Source organism: Sulfitobacter pacificus (genome assembly GCF_030159975.1).
GTDB classification, from domain to species: Bacteria; Pseudomonadota; Alphaproteobacteria; order Rhodobacterales; family Rhodobacteraceae; genus Sulfitobacter; species Sulfitobacter pacificus.
The window spans coordinates 1-21,039 of the sequence record NZ_BSNL01000023.1; the positions used below are offsets into that span (position 1 = coordinate 1).

The following is a 21,039-nucleotide window of genomic DNA, read 5'->3' on the forward strand; positions in this document are numbered from 1 at the left end:
TCCGAAGGTCGCCGAAACCTGTGGACATATCCTAAATAGAGGCACAGAAATCGCCAAAATAGGCCAGAAGCGGTAATTTCTCTTTTATTAGGGTACTACGACAACATAGGCGACGGGCTTTCCGGCCGCCGCAGAGATCACCGCGACAAACTCGGCCATCGTGTAGCTTTCGTCCCCGGCCAACTCGTAGATCGCCCCGGACTGAATGGTATCGGCGGCCAAAACGGCAACGTCGCCTTCTGCATAGTCCTGACGGGTCGCGCTAGAGAACAGCCCGTCGCCAGCCGCGCCGAGATAGGCCCCATGTTCGAGCGCGGGCGGGATCGAAGCCGTCTGGTTCTCGGTATACCAGCCATGGCGCAGGAAGGCGTGAGGCAGGCCGGAGGCCTTGATCGCCGCTTCGGTTTCGCGATGGTCGGCGGCAAGTCCGATGCCGTTCGTCTCCGCCCTGAGAACCGAGGTATAGGCAAGAAAGCCAACACCGGCCGCCACAGCGGCATCAACCGCATTCTTGTGTTGCTCGGCACGTCTGCCCATTTCGGAAGCAGAGATCAGGAGCAGCCGGTCGATGCCCTGAAAGGCCTGCTCGAGCGATGCGCGGTCGTCGTAGTCGCCGATGCGCACTTCAACGCCGTGCGCTTCCAGAGCGGCAGCCGCGTCGGGTCTGCGCACAAGGGCCACGACGTTCTTGGCCGGAACCTTGCCGACCAGTTCGGCAACGACAAGCGCGCCGAGTTGGCCCGATGCACCTGTGACGAGGTATTTTGCCGTCTGATCCGCCATGAACATGTCCTTTACTTTGAGTCTGGTATACATATGAGGTATGGTCTCTTTCAGTTACCTACTATTGCTCAGCATTGGAAGAAGGCAGTTGCAAATGACCAGGGAACACCAAAGTAACCCTGCTGATGTGCTCGGTGACCTCATCAAGCATTTCGAGACCAGTCCGGAAGGCGGCATTGATACGGCAAGTTGTCCGGTCCGCGATGTGCTGGACCGTATCGGAGACAAATGGTCGGTTCTGATCCTGACGCTGCTCGCTCGTGAGCCAAAGAGGTTCAGCGCATTGAACAGGGTTGTCGGTGACATCTCCAAGAGGATGCTGACCCAGACGCTGCGCTCGCTGCAGCGCGATGGGCTGGTTGAGCGGACCGTCTACCCGACGACACCGCCGATGGTCGATTATCGTCTGACGGATCTTGGCCGGTCCGCGCTCGAACCTCTGGCCGGGCTGATTGTCTGGGCCGACCGAAGCCATGACCAGATCCGCCAGGCGCGTGAGGCGTTTGACCATAAGGGAGAGGATATGCCCCTGGTTTCCTAGGGTCCGGGCCCCTGCCTTCATTGACCTGTCAGGTTTGTCACGGTCGACACGCCGGATGAGCCAGTCCTCGGGTCAACACATATGTCGATCGGCCCAAACGAATGGGCCGCCTTGGAAAGGTTCCTTTCATGCGCAGTTTCTATCTCACAGCCCTCGTCCTGGGCCTGCTGACTGCGGTCGGCCCGCTGGCGATCAACATGTATCTGCCCGCGCTTCCAGTCATCGAGGATGTCTTTGACACCGACACGGCGACCGTTCAGCTAAGCCTTCTTTCGTTCTTTGTCTCCATGTCACTGGCTCAGCTCATCTATGGCCCGCTTTCGGACATGTTCGGCCGCAGGCTGCCGCTATTCATCGGTCTGACACTCTATCTGCTGGGGGCGGTCGGTTCCGCGCTGGCCCCGGACATTCAATGGCTGATCGCCGCGCGTGCGCTTCAGGGGCTGGGCGCAGCAGCGGGAATGGTGATCGCGCGTGCCGTCATTCGAGATCTCTATACCGGCCCTCAGGCCGCGCAGCTCATGGCCACGCTAATGCTGGTGGTCAGTATTGCGCCGGTCCTCGCTCCGCTGGCGGGAAGCGCTGCGCTCGCCGCAGGTGGTTGGCGCACGATCTTCTGGTCGATGGCGGCGGCGGCCATCGCGGCGCTTGTGCTTCTGACCACCGCGCTCAAGGAAACCCGCCCCCCCGAACAGCGCGGCGACAGCAGCCTTGCACGCTCGCTCCGGGACTACGCAAGCCTTCTGCGCGAACCGAGGTTTCTCGGCATCGTCTTTGTTGGCGCATTCGGGTTGGCCAGCTTCATGGCCTATGTGGCGAACTCGTCCTTCATCCTGATCGAGTACTATGGACTGAGCCCGACGCAATACAGCCTCGCCTTTTCGATCAACGCCGCAGGGTTTATCGGCGTCGCCCAACTCAACGGGTATCTGAGCCGACGCTTCGGGCTGGGGCCGATGATCCGGTTTGCGACGGCGGCGAATGTGGCTGTCATGCTGCTGCTGCTGATCACGGAGCTGGCCGGGATCGCGACGCTGCCGGTGATGATTATCCTGCTTCTATGCGGCTATGCGTTTCTGGGTCTCGTCGTGCCGGGCACGGCGGTGCTCGCTCTGGAAGATCATGGAGAAAAAGCCGGAACGGCGTCGGCGCTGATGGGTGCGCTGCAATTCATGACGGCGACGGTCATGATCGGGATCGCGGGCGCATTCTTTGACGGCACGCCCATTCCGATGATCGTGGCCATCGCAGCCTGTTCCGTGATCGCTTTTGCTCTGGCGATGCTTTCTGTACCTCGAAAGGAGGCGCAGATCCCCGCTGAATAGGGTGTCGGCGCCGGTCAGGCTGCGCCTGCGGCCGCCTTCCCGATCCGGTAGGTGCAACGGCGGCCACCACTCACGATATGCTCGACCCTCTCGATGGCGGTACCAGGGCCCAGAACCTGCTCAAAGACCGCCTGTTCGGACCGGCAGAAACCTTGACAGAAACGCGCGGCAGCGCAGATCGGACAGTGGTTTTCGACAAATAGGAACGTCCCGTCACCGGCATCCTCGAAACTCGCCATATAGCCTTCGTCAGAGCGCAGTTCAGCCAGTCTGGCGACGCGCTCCTTCAGGCTGCCGCATCCCACCATCGCGGCTTCGTATTGTGCCCGTGTCCTGGTCTCTCTGGCCGAGATAACCCGATCCAGGGCCTCCGCACCCAACTCATCCTGAATGCTGCTCAGGATTTCAACGGTTAGCCCGGCGTGGGTATTCGGAAACCGTGCCTGCCCCTTTTTGGACAGGTGCCAGTAGGTCGATGGACGGCCTCGGCTCGCACTGCGCCGCTCTTCGCGGACCAGCCCGTCATTCGAGAGCTTCATGAGCTGCTGGCGCGCGCCCTCACCGGTGATCCCAAGCCGTTCGCCGATTTGCGACGAGGTCAACGCGCCCTGCATCTTCAGGGTCATCAGGATGCGTTCCGATGGCGCACGTGGTGCATCCGGGTATTTTTCCAAGTGATCGCTTGACATATTGGCCGGATTGTTTTTCAAAGTCTTCACTTGTTTAATTACCCGCTCACGTCCCATGACGCAAGCCGGACCCGATAAGGAGAGACATGATGGCCTTTGAATTGCCCGCCCTAACCTACGACCACGCAGCCCTTGCCGCGCGGGGGATGAGCCAGGAAACGTTGGAATTGCATCACGACAAGCACCATCAGGCCTACGTAACCGCGCTCAACGGCTTTGTGGACGCGAACGCCGACCTGCAAGGCAAGACACTGGAAGAAATCATCGCGCTCACCTATGGCGATGCCGATCGTGCGCCCGTGTTCAACAATGCGGGCCAACACTGGAACCACATTCATTTCTGGAACGCACTTTCGCCTGCGGGTGGCGGCATCCCGGGTAAACTCGAAGGCAAGATTGTCGATGCCTTCGGTTCGGTCGAGCAATTCAAGGCCGATTTCAAGACCGCAGCCATCGGTCAGTTCGGCTCCGGCTGGGCATGGCTGATCCAGAAATCCGATGGCACATTGGCCGTCACCAAAACACCGAACGGCGTGAACCCGCTGGCTACAGGAGAGGGCACGACGCTGCTGGGCCTCGATGTCTGGGAACACAGCTACTACGTCGACTTCCGCAACCGGCGGCCCGACTATGTGACCAACTTCCTCGACAACCTGGCGAATTACGAATTTGCCGAAGCCAACCTCGCCTGAACGCGAGTCGGTCTCGGCGTCGGGGCCCAGTTTGAAACAGGCTTTCTGCGTTCCGAGTCGGCTCGACAATTCGATGCGTATCGGCCATTTCTTGATCTCAAACTCAAGAGAAGACCAAGTGAATACTCTTCTCGGATCTCACGTCAGACTTATGTAGGGCCTCCTTCAGTTGCCTTCCTCAAAAAAAGGCCTGGGGACAGCCGGCTCAAGCGAAGGAGAGTCACCAATTAGTGACCTAGCGACGGCGCATGGCAGAACGTTTGGAGGTGGGTGACACCGGGTGTAGCGCGGCTTATAGCATGAAATCGTCCAAGCAGTTTGGGCGATTATTCTCAAACAAGGAGGACGGGAACTGGATTTGCCAATTTCGCGACGCGCACCGAAACTCGTGATTTTTGACTGTGACGGTGTGCTCGTAGACTCCGAGCCGACCTTCAATCGCGTGCTGCACGCTTATTTGCTTTCGACTGGCGCAAGCTTGTCACTCGTTGAATGCCACGGCTTGTTCGTCGGCAAGAGCAGACATGATGTCGAACGTTATGTGAGCGAAAGGGGATTGCGCCTTCCTGCGAAATGGCCACACGACTTCTACGACAGAGTTCTCGAAGCCCTCGGAAAAGAGGTCGAGCCGATCCCGGGCGCCCGTGAGGCGGTGACGTTGATTTCGTCGGCTGGCATTCCGCTCTGCGTAGCCTCAAATGGGCTTCTGGCAAAGATGCGTGTCACACTGGAACGGTCGGGGCTGCTTCCCTGGTTCGAAGGAAATATGTTTTCGGCTTATGATGTCGGCGCCAGCAAACCCGCGCCCGATGTGTTTTTGCATGCGGCCGAAATGAATGGCGTTGCGCCAGAGGATTGCGTGGTAGTCGAAGATAGCATGAGCGGATTCGAGGCGGCCTCCAACGCTGCGATGACCTGTTTTGCCTACCTCCCGAAGACAGCTTTGAATCCAGAGAACGTCTTCGGTGCGCGACGGCTAACCGATATGGCTGACCTGCCGAAACTGTTGGGGCTTTGAGTGGTCAATCCATAGACGGCAACCAGCTTCGCATGGACCGGACGACGTATACCCGGCTGCAAATCTCCATCGGAACAAACAAAGTTTGTGACCTGCGAAGGAACACGGCCATCAAACAAGATAGTTGTTAAATTTTTGTATCCGCTTCACCAATTCTTGTTATTGATTGACTGAGCGAGCAGCATGCACCCAACCCCCTCGCGGTTGCCATCAGCATTTGGGGGAGGACCATCCACTCCAAAGCCCAGGCTGCACCCGACCGTTCCTGTTCATGGATCAAGGCATGATGCATAGCCGAGACCTGTACCGAATTGAACCGTGCCAACGTCACCAAGAGCTCGGCAGCAATCGGGTTGTTCTTGTGAGGCATGGCGGACGAGGTACCACCTCCTGAAATCGCGATCACACCGATGCCTTGCTGCGCCATGAGGGCGATGTCCTGCCCAATCTTGCCTAGAGTGCCAGAAATCATTGAAAGCAGAGACGCATATTCCACAATCCCGTCACGCATCGTGTGCCAGGCCTTTTTAGTCGGCGCAAGATCGAGCTGGTTGGCGACATCGGCGACAACTTCATCCGCCTTATTTCGGAGAGCCTTGCGGTCGCCGGAGGCCCCGCCAATCTGTACCCGCTCGATACGGGGACGGATTTGATCCAGCCGCACCCGATGCTCGGCCAAAGGCAGGCGCCAGGGTAGAACCCGATCACGTACCTTGATCACCGTGGCGGCCTGCATTCTTGTGCGCCCCATTAACGGTTCATCCCCGAACCGCTCTTCTAGCTCCTTGAGGAATTTCTCCAATTCAATCAATCTGTTGGTGATGAGCAATGAAGCCTCTCGCAGAACCAGGACTGTCGTGGTGTCGACCACATCCTGAGAAGTAGCGCCCATGTGGACGGCTTCTTCAGGTGCGATAGCCTTAAGCTGTTTGACCAGACTCGGCACCGGCAGACCATCCTGCGCCGTACCTTTGGTAAGATCGGTTAGATCGGGTTTGGCAACTTCGATTGCTTGTGCAGCTGTCTCGGCCAGAGTTGCGTCAATCAGTCCTGCCCGGCCACAGGCCCGCGACCATGCCGCCTCGAAGGCGAGCATGTGCTGAAGATGCCGTTCCGGAGAGAGGATCGCTGCCATAGCGTCATCGCCGAACAGACCGGATAGCCACGGACTCTCAAACACTGAAGCGCTCATAGCGAGCTCCTTATGGTGCGCCGAAAGCGCGGGATGACCAATCTATATGATGCCGCTTTTCCCGATCTGGTCAGATGTCGAGGAAAACCGTCTCGCCCTCGCCCTGTAGTCGAATGTCGAAGCGGTACTTGCCGTCGCCGGTTTTCTTGGCGATCAGGGTATTCACCCGTGGTCGCTGTTCGATTCGGATCAGCAACGGGTCATTGGCGTTGTCCTCGTCTTCGAAATAGATCCGGGTATTGAGACCTACGTTAATCCCACGTGCGACGACCCAAAGGGAAATATGAGGCGCGCTCTCGACTCCACCGCGCCCCTGGTAAGAGCCAGGTTTGACTGTGCGCAAGGTAAACTCGCCGCTTTCCGCGTCGGCCGCAAAGCGGCAATGGCCTGTAAAGGCCGGATCGGCGCTTTTATCGCCCGGAAACACGCCCCCAGCATCGCATTGCCAGCTCTCGATCAACGCATCTCGCATCGCCCAGCCGGTGCCGTCAAATACGGAGCCAACGATCTCAACGATCTCACCCTTGGCCTTGCTTTCATCCAGAAAAGGCGTGGTGCCAATCTCTTCGTCATAGTATCCTGCGTTTCCCGCATAGGTAGGCATCAGGCCGATATGGACATAAGGACCCGCCGTTTGCGAGGCGCTTTCGATCAGTGTTTCAAGTTTCTGAACCATTTCACATGCCCTCCAGCTTGTTTTCAAACATGGTCTGACGGCGACCCCGCAAAACAATGTCAAATTTATAGGCGAGAAAATCGAGTGGGCGCGATTTCGAGAAATCGAGCGGCGCGACCAGCCGGTCGAGCTGGCTGCGATCCTTGATGGTCGCGGCGATCGGGCAGTGATTGATGAGCGGATCGCCCTCGAAATACATCTGCGAGATTAACCTTTGGCCGAAGCTGTGGCCAAATATCGAAAAGTGGATGTGCATCGGACGCCAGTCATTGGCACGGTTAGGCCAGGGGTAAGCCCCTGGACGAATGGTCAAGAATTCGTAGTATCCGTTTTCATCCGTGATGGTCCGACCGCAGCCGCCGAAATTTGGGTCGAGCGGTGCGAAATAGGTGTCTTTCTTGTGCCGGTAGCGCCCACCCGCATTAGCCTGCCAGATCTCTATTAGCGCGTTCGGTATCGGGCGGTTCATCTCGTCCAGCAAGCGGCCATGCACCAGGATGCGTTCGCCCACGGCGGGAGCAGCACCCTTTGTCCAGTTCAAGATCAGGTTGTTGTCGAGCGCGCCGAGCTTCGTGTGGCCGAATCTCGGACCAGTCTCTTCCGAGGGAGTGCTCTCCATCGAAAGCAACGGCAGGAAGGGCGAGCGCGCGACGCTCGTTTTGTAGCCAGGATCATAGGGCTCGGGGTGGATCGCGCGGTTGCGCGGAATCAGTGGTCCATGGTCAGTCATTAGATACTTTCCTCCATTTCCGCATAAGTCTGCTTGGCCAGCTTTAGCGCGTGGTTGGCTTTCGGCACGCCAGCATAGATCGCGACGTGTTGCAGCGCCTCGGCGACATCCGCTTTCGAGGCACCGGTATTGGCGGTAGCCCGGATATGCATTGGAATTTCCTCGAAATTTCCTGTCGCGGCCAGCAGTGCGAGGGTCAACATCGAGCGTTCGCGTCGGGTGATCCGCTCCGACGCCCAAACAGTTCCCCATGCGCTTTCGGTGATCAACGACTGAAACGGCAAGTCGAATTCGGTCTTGCCTGCCTCTGCCCGGTCCACATGGGCCTCGCCCAGCACCTCGCGGCGCACTTGCATGCCTTTGTCGAACGTCTCTGTCATGGGATGATCCTTTCCACGAAATTCATCAGGGTGTGGGCAAATACCTTTGGCTGCTCTACCGCAGGAAGATGGCCGGAGCGGTCGAACATGACTAAATCGGAGCGGGGCAGGGCGGCGGCGAGCTTTTCGACCACGTCCGGCGGCGTCGCCTGATCGTGATAGCCGCCGATCACCAGCGCGGGCTGGGTGATTTCGCGAAGGCGGTCGGTGATGTCGGTGCCGGCGATCGCCGCGCAAGTGGCTATATAGCCTTCCGTATCTGTCCGGGTGAGCAGCGCCCGCCACAGATCGGTTTCAAGAGTCGCAAGCATATCGGGGCCGAACCACCGCTGTAGGATGCCGTCTGCCATTGCCGCCATGCCATTAGTGCGTACACCCTCGATCCGACTCAGCCAGCTATCCGCATTTCCCAGCATTGGGGCGGTATTCGAAAGCACCAAGCCGATCACCCTATCCGGCGCCATGAGCGCGATGTGCTGCGCGATCAGGCCGCCGATGGAGCAACCGACGATCACCGCCTGAGCGAGACCGATATGGTCCATCGCGGCCAGCACGTCCTCGGCCAGCTCTGGAATGCCATATCCCCGCGGCGCGGTACTGCTCAGCCCGTGACCGCGCTTGTCCATGCGCAAGTTCGACCAGCCCGCGGGTAGAAGCGCGACGACATCGTCCCACATCCGCAGGTCTGTGCCGAGCGAATTGATGAAGACAAGCGCGACACCTTCGCCGTCAGTGGCGCGCAGATGCGTGGTGCCCCAATCGCGTTTCAATGCCTGCATGGTATCCTCCTGCCGATAATTTGGCATAACTTTTCCCTTTACAAAAATATGATCTTGGCCAAAAGCTATAACCAAATGGATATACCTAATGGTCTGAAACTGCGCCATCTCGAAGCTTTCCTGACCGTTGCTCAAGCCGGAACAATCTCTGCTGCGGCGCGGCAACGGAACGTGTCGCAGCCGGCATTGTCAAAAACGATCTCGGAACTGGAGGGGCTGCTTGGCGCGCATCTCTTCGAGCGTACAGGGCGGCGGGCCGTCTTAACCCCGGCAGGTGAGAATTTTCGTGCTCATGCCCGCGCCGCGCTGCAAAGCCTCGAGGCAGGGGTGCGCGACCTGTCGGGGCAGGTGGCGGCGGGGCTGGTGAAGGTTGGGTTGCTGCCGACCGTGGCCGGTGGGTTCTTCCCCTCGGTCGCTCTTGCATTCTCGCAGGCGCGCCCGGATGCGCGGATCGGTATAATCACTGGGCCGAACCACTACCTGCTCGAACGACTGCGCGGCGGCAAGATTGACCTTATGGTCGGGCGCATGCCACGGGCAGCCGACATGGCAGGCCTGTCTTTCGAGTATCTCTATGACGAGCCGATCTTGCTGGTGGCGCGCGCCGGACATCCAGCGCTGGATCTGCCGGTGACCGACGCTCTGCTACGCTATCCCCTCATCCTGCCCAACCCCGGTGCGATCATTCGTCAGAGCGTGGATCAATACCTTGCCGCGATGGGGTTATCCGATCTCACACCGGTGTTCGAGACGGTGGCCCTGCCGGCGGCGCAAACGCTTCTCGAAGGTTCTGAGATGCTCTGGTTCATCTCGCGCGGCGTCGTGGCGCGGGAAATTGCGCGCGGCAGCCTTGCTGCGCTCGATCTAAAGTCGGATTACATGGCCGGGGCGGTTGGTCTGACACGCAAGTTCACGTTCGACGAAGACAGCCATGCCGATCTGCTGGCGCGGCTTCTGCACCGGCGGGTTGAAGAGGATTGCGCCCGTCGTTGAGCCAGTCAGACGGCTTCTAGCGCAATAGCAATACCCTGTCCTACACCGATACACATGGTGGATAGCGATTTCTCACCAGGCTTGAGGTCAAGCATCGCGGTGCCAGTAATCCGCGCACCCGACATGCCCAGCGGATGACCCAACGCGATTGCCCCGCCATTGGGGTTCACACGCACGTCATCATCAGCAATCCCAAGATTACGCAACGTGGCGAGGCCCTGCGAGGCGAAAGCTTCGTTAAGCTCAATCACTGCGAACTCCTCTTGGCGCAGGCCAAGACGCGCCAGAAGCTTTCTCGAGGCCGGAGCCGGGCCGAAGCCCATGATGCGCGGCGCCACGCCGGCGGTTGCCCCGCCGAGCACTCTGGCGATCGGCTTAAGCCCATGCTTTTCGGCAGCTTCTTTCGTCGAAAGGATCAAAGCGGCAGACCCGTCATTCACGCCAGAGGCGTTGCCCGCTGTCACAGTGCCATCGGCTTTCACGAAGGGCCGAAGTTTTTTCAGGCCTTCGTATGTAGTCGTGGAACGCGGATGCTCGTCGGTGTCGATGACCAGAGGATCACCTTTGCGCTGCGGGATCGTAACCGGCACGATCTCCTGGGCCAAACGGCCATTGACTTGGGCTTTGGCCGCTTTCTGCTGCGAGCGCAAGGCGAAGGCATCCTGATCGGGGCGCGAGATGCCAAAATCTTCGGCCACATTCTCTGCCGTCTCGGGCATGCTGTCGACGCCATATTGTTCCTTCATCAGCTTGTTAACGAAACGCCAGCCGATAGTGGTGTCGTGGACCTCATTGGCCCGCGAGAAGGCGGAGGTGGCCTTGGGCATCACGAATGGCGCGCGCGACATGCTCTCTACCCCTCCGGCGACAAGCAGCTCGGCCTCGCCGGATTTGATCGCCCGAGCTGCAGTGATGACCGCATCCATACCCGAGCCGCAAAGTCGGTTCATCGTCGTACCCGGCACCGTCTCGGGATAGCCTGCGAGAAGCAGCGCCATGCGGGCGACGTTGCGGTTGTCTTCGCCAGCCTGATTGGCGCAGCCGAAGATCACCTCGTCGATCGCGGCAAGGTCGAGGCCCGGATTGCGCGCGGCAATGGCCCGAAGCGGAATCGCGGCAAGGTCGTCAGCGCGGACGGAGGAAAGCGCACCGCCAAAGCGGCCGATTGGTGTGCGGATGTAGTCGCATATGTATACGTCAGTCATGAGATTCCCTCGGGAACATTGAGTTCGGCAACTTCGCCAACAATGTGCAACGTCGCGCCAGTCACCGCCTGCAAGGCGTCCAAAGTGATGCCCGGCAGTTTTTCACGAAGCACGAATTTGCTATCTTCGATGTCAATCACGGCCAGAGAGGTGTAGACGCGGGTCACGCACCCGACGCCTGTCAGCGGGAAAGTACAGGCCTCGACCAGTTTCGGGCCGCCATCCTTGGTTACATGGTCAGTTACAACCGCCACACGCTTGGCCCCATGCACAAGGTCCATTGCTCCACCCACGGCCGGCACGCCTTTGGTGCCTACGCGCCAGTTCGCCAGATCGCCGTTCTGGGCGACCTGATACGCGCCAAGAACGGCCAGATCGAGGTGGCCACCGCGCACCATCGAAAAGCTGTCGGCATGATGGAAAAAGGATGCACCGGGCTTCAATGTAATCGCCTTTTTGCCCGCATTAATAAGATCCCAGTCTTCCTGTCCCTCCGCAGGGGCTTTTCCGAATCCCAGCACGCCGTTCTCGGTATGATAGGTTACATCGCGGCCATCGGGCTGGAACTTGGCGATCATCTCGGGAAATCCGATACCGAGGTTCACATAGGAACCATCTTCGATATCCTGAGCGGCACGCCACGCGATCTGCGCGTTCGTCAGTTTGTCTTCCATTAAATTGAAACCGGACATCAGTAGACCACCCCCCTACGCACGAGTACTTCTTCTTGTTGAGGCGCGGGAACCTCGACAATCTTGTCGACGAAGATTCCGGGGGTAACTACCGCCTCAGGATCGATGGAGCCGGGTGCGCGGAGGTTGGAGACCTGCGCAATCGTGCGATCGGCAGCCATCGCCATCAACGGATTGAAGTTCCGGCCAGCCAAACGATAGGTAAGGTTGCCGGTCTCGTCACCATCATGGCCTTTGATCAGGGCGAAGTCGGCCTTCAACCACAACTCTTGCACGTACATCTTGCCGTCGAACGTCTCTGTCGGCTTGCCTTCGGCAAGCTCGGTACCAAAAGAAGTTGGCGTATAAAAAGCGGGAATGCCTGCTCCGCGCGCGCGAATGCGTTCGGCCAATGTACCCTGCGGGATCAACTCGAGCTCGATTTCGCCTGCCAGGTATTTTTCGTTGAATGCCTCGGCGTTGGAGCTGCGCGGGAAAGAGCAGATCATCTTCCTGACCATCCCCGCTTTGATCATCGCGGCGATTCCGATCGCGCCGTTTCCCGCGTTATTGTTTATCACGGTAAGATTCTTGGGGCTGCCGGTGGCACGAAAGCGGTCGATTAAAGCGTGGATCAGTTCGATCGGGGCTCCGGAGCCTCCAAAGCCACCGATCATAACCTGTACGCCATCGGGGATATCCGCAACCGCGTCAGCGAGGCTGGGCGATGTTTTGTTCATCAGGATCCTCCTTAGATACCCTTCGAAATATCCCTAGATTACCGCCGTAGCGAGTAAAATGTTCATATATTGATCTTTTTTCAACATGTGTATATCAGCGTTCGCATGTTGAACAATCCCACCGACTACATCGCATCGCTCGCCAAGGGGCTGAAAGTGATCGAAGCCTTCGGACCCACATCCCCGCGTCTTTCGATATCCGAAGCTGCCGTCGCCAGTGGCTTGGATCGCGCTGCTACGCGACGCGTACTGTTGACGCTCCACCGCGAAGGTTACGCCGACTATGACGGTAAGTTTTTTACTCTTACCCCGCGCATCCTACGGCTCGGAGTGGCCGCACTTGCTTCCCTACCGCTCTCGCAGATTGTCCAACCTTGGCTTGACCAACTCTCCGAGCAAATTGGTCAAAGCTGTTCCGTGGCACTGCTCGATGAGACCGAGATCGTGTATATCGCGCGCGCGGCGCAGAAACGTGTGATGTCCATCGGGCTCATGCCTGGGTCACGACTCCCCGCCCATTGCACCTCGATGGGAAGGGTTCTGTTGGCTGCGCTGCCTCGCGAAGAGGCTGACCTGCTTGTCAGACGCTCGGACCTTACCCCGCGGACCAAGTTCTCAATACTCGACCCAGTTCTGACCTTGTGCCGGATCGATGCTGCGAGAGAGGACGGATATGCGTTTGTGGACCAGGAAGTGGAAACGGGCTTACGGTCAATCGCTGTTCCGCTGAATGATCGCAAGGGTTTGACCGTCGCTGCTCTCAATATCGGTTTGTCGTCTGCCGGCTGGACACCGAAGCAGACGATTGAAACATACTTGCCGCACTTGCTTGGCGTCCAATCGGCCCTCGGGCGGGTTCTCTGATTGACATTATTTAGAAGTCTAAGTTATTAGGACCTCAAGCCGGGAGGATACCTTAGATGGAAAATCTGAAACTAGACGCGAAGCTCTCTCTTCAAGAACCAGCCCATCTCTACTACGGCGGCGCATGGGTGCCGCCACTAGAGGGAAAGTACGAAGACACTTTCAACCCAGGAACCGGCGAGCGGATCGGGTCGGTTGCGACGGCAAGTCGCGCCGATGTCGATGCGGCGGTTGCGGCAGCGAAAGAAGGGTTCGAGGTATGGCGGGATGTTGTGCCGCTGGAACGCGCACGTATCCTGAAGGAAATCGCAAATCTCTTGCGAAAGCATGGCGATGAACTGGCGATGATGGACGCTGCAAACTGTGGCAACCCCTATACTGAAATGCGCGGCGACGCCGCGATTGCGGCAGCGCAGATGGAGTTTTTCGCCGGTCTTGTGACCGAAATGAAGGGCGATACGATCCCTATGGGACCAGAGCGCATCAACATGACCCTACGCCAGCCGATGGGCGTGGTTGCACGGATTCTTGCCTTTAATCACCCGTTCATGTTCTGCGGCGGAAAGATGGCAGCGCCTCTGGCCGCAGGCAATGCCGTCATCATCAAGCCGCCGGTTCAGGCTCCGTTGTCTTCGCTGCGGCTGGCGGAGCTCATCGATGGCCTGCTGCCTAAAGGCACGTTCAATGTTCTGCCGGGCGGCGTCGAGGCAGGAGCTGGGCTGGCCGAACATCCCGACGTCGCCAAGGTCACACTCATCGGCTCCGTACCCGCGGGCCGGGCGGTGATGCGCAGCGCGAGCGACACCGTCAAACCAGTGCTGCTCGAACTCGGCGGCAAGAACGCGCTGATCGCCTATCCGGACAGCGATCCGAAGATGATCGCCGATGCGATCGTCGGCGGCATGAATTTCGGCTGGTGCGGGCAATCTTGCGGATCGACGAGCCGCGCTTTCTTGCATGTAGACATCCACGATGCGGTCATCTCGCATCTCAAAGCGGCTGTCGAACGGTACAAGCCAGGCATTCCGACAGAGCCGGAGACCACGATGGGGGCGATCGTCAGCCGGACACAGTTCGATCGGATCATGGACTTCATCGAATCCGCCATGAGCGAAGGCGCGCGTGCCGTAACCGGCGGCCATGCGGTGACCGAAGGTGCGCTGGCACAGGGAAGCTTCATCGCGCCGACGATTTTTGCGGATGTAACGCCGCAGATGCGTATCGCCCGTGAAGAGATTTTCGGGCCAGTTCTTGCGGTTCGCAAATGGTCGGACGAAGATTCCATGCTGAACGAGGTCAATGCACTTGAGCTTGGGCTGACCTGCGCAATTTGGACTCGGGACTTGGTGACGGCTCATCGTACGGCTGCACGCGTCGAGGCCGGGTTTGTTTGGGTTAACGAAGTTGGCCGGCATTTCCTTGGTGCCCCGTTCGGCGGGGTCAAACAATCGGGTATCGGGCGCGAAGAAGGTATTGGCGAGCTGATTTCCTTCACCCATGAAAAGAATGTGCATATCAATCTGTCGGGTCAGTGACCCGGTGCGTAGGTAATGTGCGAACGGGGTCTGGGATCCAAAAGCTTTTTCTTTATTGATTGCTTTGGCCGGGATGAGACCATCCCTTCCTGCCCCTTCTGCAAACCGACAAGGATCTGAAAAATAATGAGCAATGTTGCGAACGTCCCCGATATCATCCTCGAACCTATGGTTCGGAACGCCATTGTGGAGGACCTGGGTGCAGCAGGCGACGTGACAACCCGTTCCGTTCTGCCTGAAGGCACGCGCTACAAGGCGCAAATGCGTGCACGGCAGGACGCGGTTGTTTCTGGGATGCAGGTGGCCTCTCTGGCGTTTCGGCTGATTGATCCCGATCTTATTGTCGAGACTGTTGTCGCGGATGGTACGGCCTGCAAAACGGGCGATACCTTGATGCGTATAGAGGGATCGGCGGCGTCGATCCTTGCCGCAGAGCGTGTTGCCCTGAACTTTGCCGGGCGGTTGTCCGGGACGGCAACTTTGACAGCGTCCTATGTGCAGGAACTTGCGGGTACCAAGACACGTATCACCTGTACGCGCAAAACCACACCGGGGCTGAAGCTTGTCGAGAAACTCGCGATTTTGCATGGCGGCGGCCACAATCACCGGTTTTCCCTGTCCGATGCAATCCTGATCAAGGACAACCATATCGCAGCGGCTGGTGGCATCAAACAGGTGCTGGAAGCCGTTCAGCGAAATGTGGGTCACATGGTCGTGGTTGAGATCGAGATCGACGGTTTGCATCAGTTGGACGAGGTGCTTCAGACCGGGGGCGCAGATGTCATCATGTTTGACAATATGTCGACCGAAGACATGGCCGAAGCCGTAAAGCGCATTGACGGGCGGGCGAAGACAGAAGCCAGCGGGAATGTGACCCTTGGCCGTTTGCGCGAAATCGCATCGGTAAATGTGGATTATATTTCCTCCGGTGCTTTGACCCATTCGGCGGGAACCGTCGATTTCGGTTTGGATTTCTGATCCTCTGAACCACTCCAGACTGTCAGTGCTGAACAATTCCCGTCCTTTCGGCGGACAACGAAATCTTATTTGGTGCGCCTTTCCAAATGGGGTTGCCGCACCAACACATCGTAAAGAGAGGTCTGAAGATATGAGTGAAGGAATTCCATTGCCGGTTGAGCGCCCAGTATCGTCGGATAGTTTGGGAGTTTGGGGTAGCGATGTATTTGCGGATATGTTGCGAGGTTTGGGGGTGAAGTATGTTGCGCTGAACCCTGGGTCGAGCTTTCGAGGTTTGCACGACAGCCTTGTGAACCACCTTGGTAATGAAGATCCGCAGATGCTGTTGTGTCTGCACGAAGAGCATGCGGTTGCGATTGCGCATGGCTATGCGAAAGTGACGGGGGAGCCATTGGCGGTGATCCTGCACAGCAATGTGGGTCTGATGCACGGGACGATGGCGATCTTCAACGCATGGTGTGATCGGGTTCCTGTGCTGATCTATGGTGCGACGGGGCCGGTTGATGCGGCGCTGCGGCGTCCTTGGATTGACTGGCTGCATACCTGCCGTGACCAGGCGTCGATGATCCGGAATTATGTGAAATGGGACGATCAGCCTGGCTCGATGGAGGCGGCGCTGGAATCGATGTTGCGGGCGGATGTGATTGCGCGGAGCGAGCCGAAAGGGCCGACCTATGTGAACTTTGATGTGTCGATCCAGGAAAAGCAGCACGCGCAGGCCCCGGCGCTGCCGGATTTTGCGCGTTACCAGCCGCCTTTGCCTGCGGCTCCTTCGGCCGAAGGCGTGGCACGTGCGGCGGACCTGCTGAAGAACGCCAAGGCGCCTGTGGTGCTGGCGGGGCGGGTGTCGCGCGATCCGGCGGATTGGGCGCGGCGTGTGGCCTTTGTCGAGGGGCTGGGGGCGAAGGTTCTGACGGATATCCGGATCGGGGCGTCTTTCCCGACGGATCACCCGCAGCATCGGGGTAAACCAGCCTTCTTCATCGACGACGCGGCGGGCGCGGTGCTGCGCGAGGCCGATGTGATCCTGAGCCTGGACTGGCTGGATGTCGCGGGTACGCTGAAACTGGCGGGCGAAGTGACGGCGCAGGTGATCCAGGCGTCGCTGGATTATCAGCTGCACAATGGCTGGGGGATGGAGCATCAGGCGCTGCCTGCGCTGGATCTGCACCTGGCCTGTGGCCCGGATGTTGCGATGCATGCGATTGCCGATGCCCTGGGTGTAGGGGCGGGCGAGATGCCCGGTGATTTGCCGGTCAAACCCGCGCTGAACGCCCCCGATGCAGATGTTGAGCTTGATATCATGACGCTGGCCGGGGCGCTTGGCGAAGGTTTGGAAGGTGTCTGTGCCAGCTTTGTGCGTTTGCCGTTGGGTTGGGCGGGCGAGGCGTGGCACTTCCGTCATCCGCTGGACTTCCTGGGTTCGGATGGCGGCGCGGGGATCGGCTCGGGTCCTGGGATGCTGATCGGGGCGGCGCTGGCGCTGAAAGACAGCGACCGGCTGCCTGTTGCGGTTCTTGGGGACGGCGACTTCATGATGGCGGCCTCGGCATTTTGGACGGCGGCGCATTATGGCACTCCGTTCCTGGCGGTGGTGTCGAACAATCGCTCGTTCTACAATGACGAGGTGCACCAGGAACGCGTGGCCGTGGCCCGCAACCGCCCGGTCGAGAACAAGTGGATCGGCCAGCGTATCGGTGATCCGGATATCGACATTGCCGGAGTTGCGCGGGCGCAGGGCTGCGAAGGGATCGGCCCGGTCTTTACCGCGGGCGAGCTGGTCGAGGCGATCAAACAGGGCGTCGAGATGGTGCGCGCGGGCAAGAGCGTAGTGATCGATGCACGTGTCCAGCCGGGGTATAACCCCAACATGGTCGCTGGCCTGACGCGGAGCGACTGATGATGACCCCGAAGATCTATATTGCGCAGGATCCTGTGCTGGAAGAGGTGTTGGACACCGCAACGGATCGGCTGCGGGCCGAAGGCTGGGAGGTCGTTCGCGGCCCCCAGATCACCCCGGGTGTTCCGCTGCGGCTGACGGGAGAGCAACGGCAGGCGCTGCTGTCGGACGTTGATATCATCGTGGCCAGCTCGCGGTCGCGGCTGAGCGAGGCGGATCTGGATGCCTCGCCACGGCTGCGGGCGCTGGTCTTTCCGACGATCGGGGTGGATGCGGTCGATCTGGAGGCCTGTGCCGCGCGTGGTCTGATCGTGGCCAATGGTGCAACGCCCGAGAACTTTCTGGCGATGTCAGAGGCGACAGTGATGCTGATGCTGGTGCTGCTGTACCGGCTGCATGAATCCGAACGCCTGCTACGCGAAAATGCGGGCCGGCCGCAGCAGATGTATGCGCGGATGGTGCGGGGCCGGACGATCGGCCTGATCGGGTCTGGCCGGATCGGGGCCGGGGTGATCGAGCGACTGCTGGCGTTCGAGCCGGCACAGATCCTGGTGCACGATCCGTTCCTGACACCGGATACCGCGCCTACGGGCGTACGGTTGGTGGAGCGCGACGCGCTGCTGACCACGTGTGATGTGGTGAGCCTGCATGTGCCGTTGAACGCGCAGACACGGGGCATGATTGGCGAGGCTGAACTGCGCATGATGAAGCCGGATGCGGTTCTGATCAACACCTCGCGCGGGGGTCTCATTGACGAGGATGCGCTGGTGCGGGTGATGACCGCAGGGCACCTGGCTGGTGCGGGGCTGGACGTGACGGAAACCGAACCGCTGCCCGCCGACCACCCGCTGCGCGGCCTCGACCGGGTGATCCTCACCCCGCATATCCTGGGCCACACCATTGATCTCTACACGGTCATGCCCGACGTCCTCGTCGAAAACGCAACACGCATCATGAAAGGTGATCTGCCGACATATGTCAGGAACCCCGATGTGGTGGAACGCTGGCGACAAAAGTTGAACGATCTGAACTGACCAGCCCCTCCGCGCGAACGGTGTGCACAGCTGAACTGCAGAGCCTATGTTCCTTGCACCTATTGAATGGCCGTGAACCGCGCCGGGTTTGCCGGAGGCGTTACACAACGGTTGCCCGGCGCTGTGCGGCACAGTGGTGCAAGGCAGGTGTCGGCGCATGATGGTCGCGTTCTGGAAAGCAACCGGCGCACAATCCCGACACAGGGGCAAAACCACCCCGGAAGAAAGTCCATACTCGGGCCCAACGATAGGCACCCCGTCTTCCATGTCTTGACTTTGCACCAAGGCTCGGCACCTATGTTGCGCGCGCCACGCTAGGGTTGTGCCGCCGCCAAAGGCGTGCGGCAGAACTCTGGAGTTCCTAGCTATCAAGTCCGGGCGGGCGCGCTGTTTGGATAAAAACCATGTGTGGAGACAGGCCGTGAGCGATGCGATGAAAGAAAAGCAATCAAGCCATGTGCCTGTCCGCCCCGACGAGCGCTTGGCCCGACTGGTGCGATTGGCGGCCCGCGGTTTCAACCGGGCTCTTCAACTTCGCCTGCAAACGGAAAATGTTACGTTCGGTCAGTGGATTTTCCTGCGCATCCTCTGGCAGGAAGACGGGTTGTCGCAACGCGAACTGAGCGACCGGGCGCATCTCACCGAACCCACCGCCCACACCGCGCTCATCAAAATGGAAGAATTGGGTTTCATAGAGCGACGCAACGTCGAGGGCAACAAACGGCGCCAGCACGCGTTTCTGACGCGGAAGGGCTTGGAGCTGCGCGACGTTCTCGAACCTCTGGCGCTCGAAGTGAACGATGCAGCGATGGCGGGACTGTCCAAGAAAGCTCAGGAAGACTTGCGACACGCACTTGCCGTGATGATCCGGAACCTCGAAAATGACGAACAGGATGCGGCCGCCAGAGGGGTCCGTGTTCCCCCGACCAAGGGCAACACAGAAAACTGAATCGCGAGCCATGCGTGCCGAGGGTCCGGCGCGGGCCATTCAATGGCGGTGGCGGACATAGAGAGCCTATGGGGGCGGGGGTTTGAGGCCTGCTGCTCCGGGGCTCCACGGGTTGATAGTGCGTCACGACAAAGCACCTACGCCGGACACACGGCTTCGGCGTGTTCCGCGTCAGGAACTATGACCTGAGTGGCTTTCGCTGAACAATAATCTCGACTTCAATCAGGGTTGACGGGTGCGAGTGGATAGACTATTGGCATTAAAGATAGATATCTAATATTAGATGTCTACTGAAAACAGGGAGGAAGACATGAAATTTCCAATCAAAGCCGTTGCCGCATCGATCGGCCTTGCGGTTCTTGCGAGCGCTGCTTCCGCAGAAAGCGTTAATGTGACCCTTTCAGGCGGCAATCCCTCGGGGCTTTGGTCGCTTCTGGGCGCTGGTATTGACCGTGCCGTCAAGGCGGATGACCCGAGCGGCGTGGTGACCTATCAGGCCACCGGGGGTGGCTTTGCGAACATCGGCCTTCTGGGCCGTGAACGGACCGACCTGGGGATGGCACATGATGCCGAGATCAAGCTGGCCCTCGCAGGGGACGAACCGTTTGACGCGCCGATCGAGAACCTTCAAGCCATCGGCTACATGTACAACTGGGCGCCGATGCACTTCTTCATCAAGAAGTCTCTTGCCGAAGAATATGGCATCGACAGCATTGACGACCTCGCGACGTCCGGCGCGGCGATCCGTGTTGCGAACAACAATGCCGGGAACATCGTCGCCAACATCACGACCTTCATGCTCGAAGAGGCGGGCTACGACGAAGCCACGATCGAGTCCAATGGCGGCGTGCTTGTCCGCGGTGGTTCGTCACAGCAAGCAGATCTGATTGCAGACGGCCGCACCGATATGGTGATCAACGGCATTTTCATCGGACATTCGTCGTTCCGTAAAGTTGACGAGGGCAATGACGTCGTGTTGCTCAGCGTTCCCGAAAACATCATCGCTGCGACCAACGAGCGTTTCGGAACCGGCACGTTCACAATTCCAGCCGACAGCTACAAGAACCAGACCGAAGATGTCGTCACGCTCGCACTGGGTGCGATGGTAATCACTTCCGATGTACTGCCGGAAGAAACTGGCTACATGCTCGCAAAGAGCATCGCGTCCAATATCGACGAGATCCGCGGCGTGCATAAGGCGATGCAGGCGCTCACACCGGAACTTCTGACGTCGCAGACCACGCTGCCGTTCCATCCTGGTGCGGAGCGTGCCTACAAGGAACTGGGTCTGCTCAAGTAAGGTCGATCCCGCGATCCGGCCGGCGCGCGCTGCAACGACACGCGCCGGCCCACTCATGGACTGCA

At 59.2% G+C, this 21,039-nt stretch carries 22 protein-coding genes; 12 read left to right on the forward strand and 10 right to left on the reverse strand.

Going from position 1 to position 21,039, the window contains the following annotated elements:
• Positions 1–87 precede the first annotated feature (87 nt).
• On the reverse strand, positions 88–783 hold the full coding sequence (locus QQL78_RS20775; protein ID WP_274836303.1) for an NAD(P)H-binding protein: 696 nt from the start codon (positions 781–783) through the stop codon (positions 88–90).
• Positions 784–877: 94 nt separating this feature from the next.
• Here QQL78_RS20775 and QQL78_RS20780 point away from each other — a divergent pair, with 94 nt between their 5' ends.
• Together QQL78_RS20780 and QQL78_RS20785 are read left to right on the forward strand one after the other, a co-directional pair.
• The gene (locus tag QQL78_RS20780; protein ID WP_076626044.1) at positions 878–1,324 is read left to right on the forward strand and encodes a winged helix-turn-helix transcriptional regulator; all 447 of its coding nucleotides are present in this window, start codon (positions 878–880) and stop codon (positions 1,322–1,324) included.
• A 128-nt stretch (positions 1,325–1,452) separates the two neighbouring features.
• Complete coding sequence (locus QQL78_RS20785) at positions 1,453–2,649, forward strand: multidrug effflux MFS transporter (protein ID WP_274836302.1); 1,197 nt, start codon at positions 1,453–1,455, stop codon at positions 2,647–2,649.
• Positions 2,650–2,663: 14 nt separating this feature from the next.
• On the opposite strand, the gene QQL78_RS20790 is transcribed toward QQL78_RS20785, so the two are convergent.
• Positions 2,664–3,359 carry a helix-turn-helix transcriptional regulator gene (locus QQL78_RS20790; protein WP_284376746.1) on the reverse strand — a complete coding sequence of 232 codons (696 nt, stop codon included), beginning with the start codon at positions 3,357–3,359 and terminating at the stop codon, positions 2,664–2,666.
• 68 nt (positions 3,360–3,427) lie between these two features.
• Between QQL78_RS20790 and QQL78_RS20795 the strand changes: the two genes are divergently transcribed.
• Together QQL78_RS20795 and QQL78_RS20800 are read left to right on the forward strand one after the other, a co-directional pair.
• Positions 3,428–4,030, forward strand: a complete 603-nt coding sequence (locus QQL78_RS20795; protein ID WP_274836300.1) for a superoxide dismutase — start codon at positions 3,428–3,430, stop codon at positions 4,028–4,030.
• Between the two features lie 358 nt (positions 4,031–4,388).
• Positions 4,389–5,048, forward strand: a complete 660-nt coding sequence (locus QQL78_RS20800) for an HAD family hydrolase (protein ID WP_188678887.1) — start codon at positions 4,389–4,391, stop codon at positions 5,046–5,048.
• Between the two features lie 127 nt (positions 5,049–5,175).
• Here QQL78_RS20800 and QQL78_RS20805 read toward each other — a convergent pair whose 3' ends face one another.
• The 5 genes from QQL78_RS20805 to pcaD form a co-directional block, all read right to left on the reverse strand.
• Positions 5,176–6,240 (reverse strand): 3-carboxy-cis,cis-muconate cycloisomerase, encoded by a 1,065-nt coding sequence (locus tag QQL78_RS20805; protein WP_076626048.1) that lies wholly within the window; start codon positions 6,238–6,240, stop codon positions 5,176–5,178.
• Positions 6,241–6,310: 70 nt separating this feature from the next.
• Positions 6,311–6,916, reverse strand: a complete 606-nt coding sequence (pcaG, locus tag QQL78_RS20810) for a protocatechuate 3,4-dioxygenase subunit alpha (protein ID WP_076626049.1) — start codon at positions 6,914–6,916, stop codon at positions 6,311–6,313.
• A 1-nt stretch (position 6,917) separates the two neighbouring features.
• Complete coding sequence (pcaH, locus tag QQL78_RS20815) at positions 6,918–7,646, reverse strand: protocatechuate 3,4-dioxygenase subunit beta (protein WP_076626050.1); 729 nt, start codon at positions 7,644–7,646, stop codon at positions 6,918–6,920.
• The gene (pcaC, locus tag QQL78_RS20820) at positions 7,646–8,026 is read right to left on the reverse strand and encodes a 4-carboxymuconolactone decarboxylase (RefSeq protein ID WP_076626051.1); all 381 of its coding nucleotides are present in this window, start codon (positions 8,024–8,026) and stop codon (positions 7,646–7,648) included. Before pcaC ends, pcaH begins: the two co-directional genes overlap by 1 nt.
• Entirely contained in the window at positions 8,023–8,805 is a 783-nt protein-coding gene (pcaD, locus tag QQL78_RS20825; RefSeq protein WP_076626052.1) for a 3-oxoadipate enol-lactonase, read from the reverse strand. The genes pcaC and pcaD overlap by 4 nt, the downstream gene beginning before the upstream one ends.
• Positions 8,806–8,880: 75 nt before the next feature.
• Between pcaD and QQL78_RS20830 the strand changes: the two genes are divergently transcribed.
• Positions 8,881–9,798 carry a LysR substrate-binding domain-containing protein gene (locus QQL78_RS20830; RefSeq protein ID WP_158524502.1) on the forward strand — a complete coding sequence of 306 codons (918 nt, stop codon included), beginning with the start codon at positions 8,881–8,883 and terminating at the stop codon, positions 9,796–9,798.
• A gap of 5 nt (positions 9,799–9,803) precedes the next feature.
• Here the strand turns inward: QQL78_RS20830 and pcaF are convergent, their stop codons facing one another.
• The 3 genes from pcaF to QQL78_RS20845 are packed head-to-tail and all read right to left on the reverse strand — an operon-like array spanning position 9,804 to position 12,414.
• A complete protein-coding gene (pcaF, locus tag QQL78_RS20835) occupies positions 9,804–11,003 on the reverse strand; it encodes a 3-oxoadipyl-CoA thiolase (protein WP_076626053.1) in 1,200 nt (399 codons plus the stop codon).
• A complete protein-coding gene (locus QQL78_RS20840; protein ID WP_008335453.1) occupies positions 11,000–11,677 on the reverse strand; it encodes a 3-oxoacid CoA-transferase subunit B in 678 nt (225 codons plus the stop codon). The genes pcaF and QQL78_RS20840 overlap by 4 nt, the downstream gene beginning before the upstream one ends.
• A 17-nt stretch (positions 11,678–11,694) precedes the next feature.
• Positions 11,695–12,414 (reverse strand): 3-oxoacid CoA-transferase subunit A, encoded by a 720-nt coding sequence (locus QQL78_RS20845; protein WP_076626054.1) that lies wholly within the window; start codon positions 12,412–12,414, stop codon positions 11,695–11,697.
• Positions 12,415–12,519: 105 nt separating this feature from the next.
• Between QQL78_RS20845 and QQL78_RS20850 the strand changes: the two genes are divergently transcribed.
• From QQL78_RS20850 to QQL78_RS20880, 7 genes are all read left to right on the forward strand, one after another.
• Entirely contained in the window at positions 12,520–13,278 is a 759-nt protein-coding gene (locus QQL78_RS20850; RefSeq protein ID WP_179949502.1) for an IclR family transcriptional regulator domain-containing protein, read from the forward strand.
• A 56-nt stretch (positions 13,279–13,334) separates the two neighbouring features.
• Positions 13,335–14,813 (forward strand): aldehyde dehydrogenase family protein, encoded by a 1,479-nt coding sequence (locus QQL78_RS20855; protein WP_099249700.1) that lies wholly within the window; start codon positions 13,335–13,337, stop codon positions 14,811–14,813.
• Between the two features lie 126 nt (positions 14,814–14,939).
• Entirely contained in the window at positions 14,940–15,791 is an 852-nt protein-coding gene (nadC, locus tag QQL78_RS20860; protein WP_099249697.1) for a carboxylating nicotinate-nucleotide diphosphorylase, read from the forward strand.
• Positions 15,792–15,921: 130 nt separating this feature from the next.
• Positions 15,922–17,691: a thiamine pyrophosphate-binding protein gene (locus QQL78_RS20865; RefSeq protein ID WP_099249695.1), complete on the forward strand. Its 1,770-nt coding sequence runs from the start codon at positions 15,922–15,924 to the stop codon at positions 17,689–17,691.
• Complete coding sequence (locus QQL78_RS20870) at positions 17,691–18,725, forward strand: 2-hydroxyacid dehydrogenase (RefSeq protein ID WP_099249693.1); 1,035 nt, start codon at positions 17,691–17,693, stop codon at positions 18,723–18,725. Before QQL78_RS20865 ends, QQL78_RS20870 begins: the two co-directional genes overlap by 1 nt.
• Positions 18,726–19,146: 421 nt before the next feature.
• Positions 19,147–19,674, forward strand: a complete 528-nt coding sequence (locus tag QQL78_RS20875) for a MarR family winged helix-turn-helix transcriptional regulator (protein WP_244462834.1) — start codon at positions 19,147–19,149, stop codon at positions 19,672–19,674.
• Between the two features lie 310 nt (positions 19,675–19,984).
• Positions 19,985–20,974: a TAXI family TRAP transporter solute-binding subunit gene (locus tag QQL78_RS20880; RefSeq protein ID WP_076626055.1), complete on the forward strand. Its 990-nt coding sequence runs from the start codon at positions 19,985–19,987 to the stop codon at positions 20,972–20,974.
• Positions 20,975–21,039: the final 65 nt, after the last annotated feature.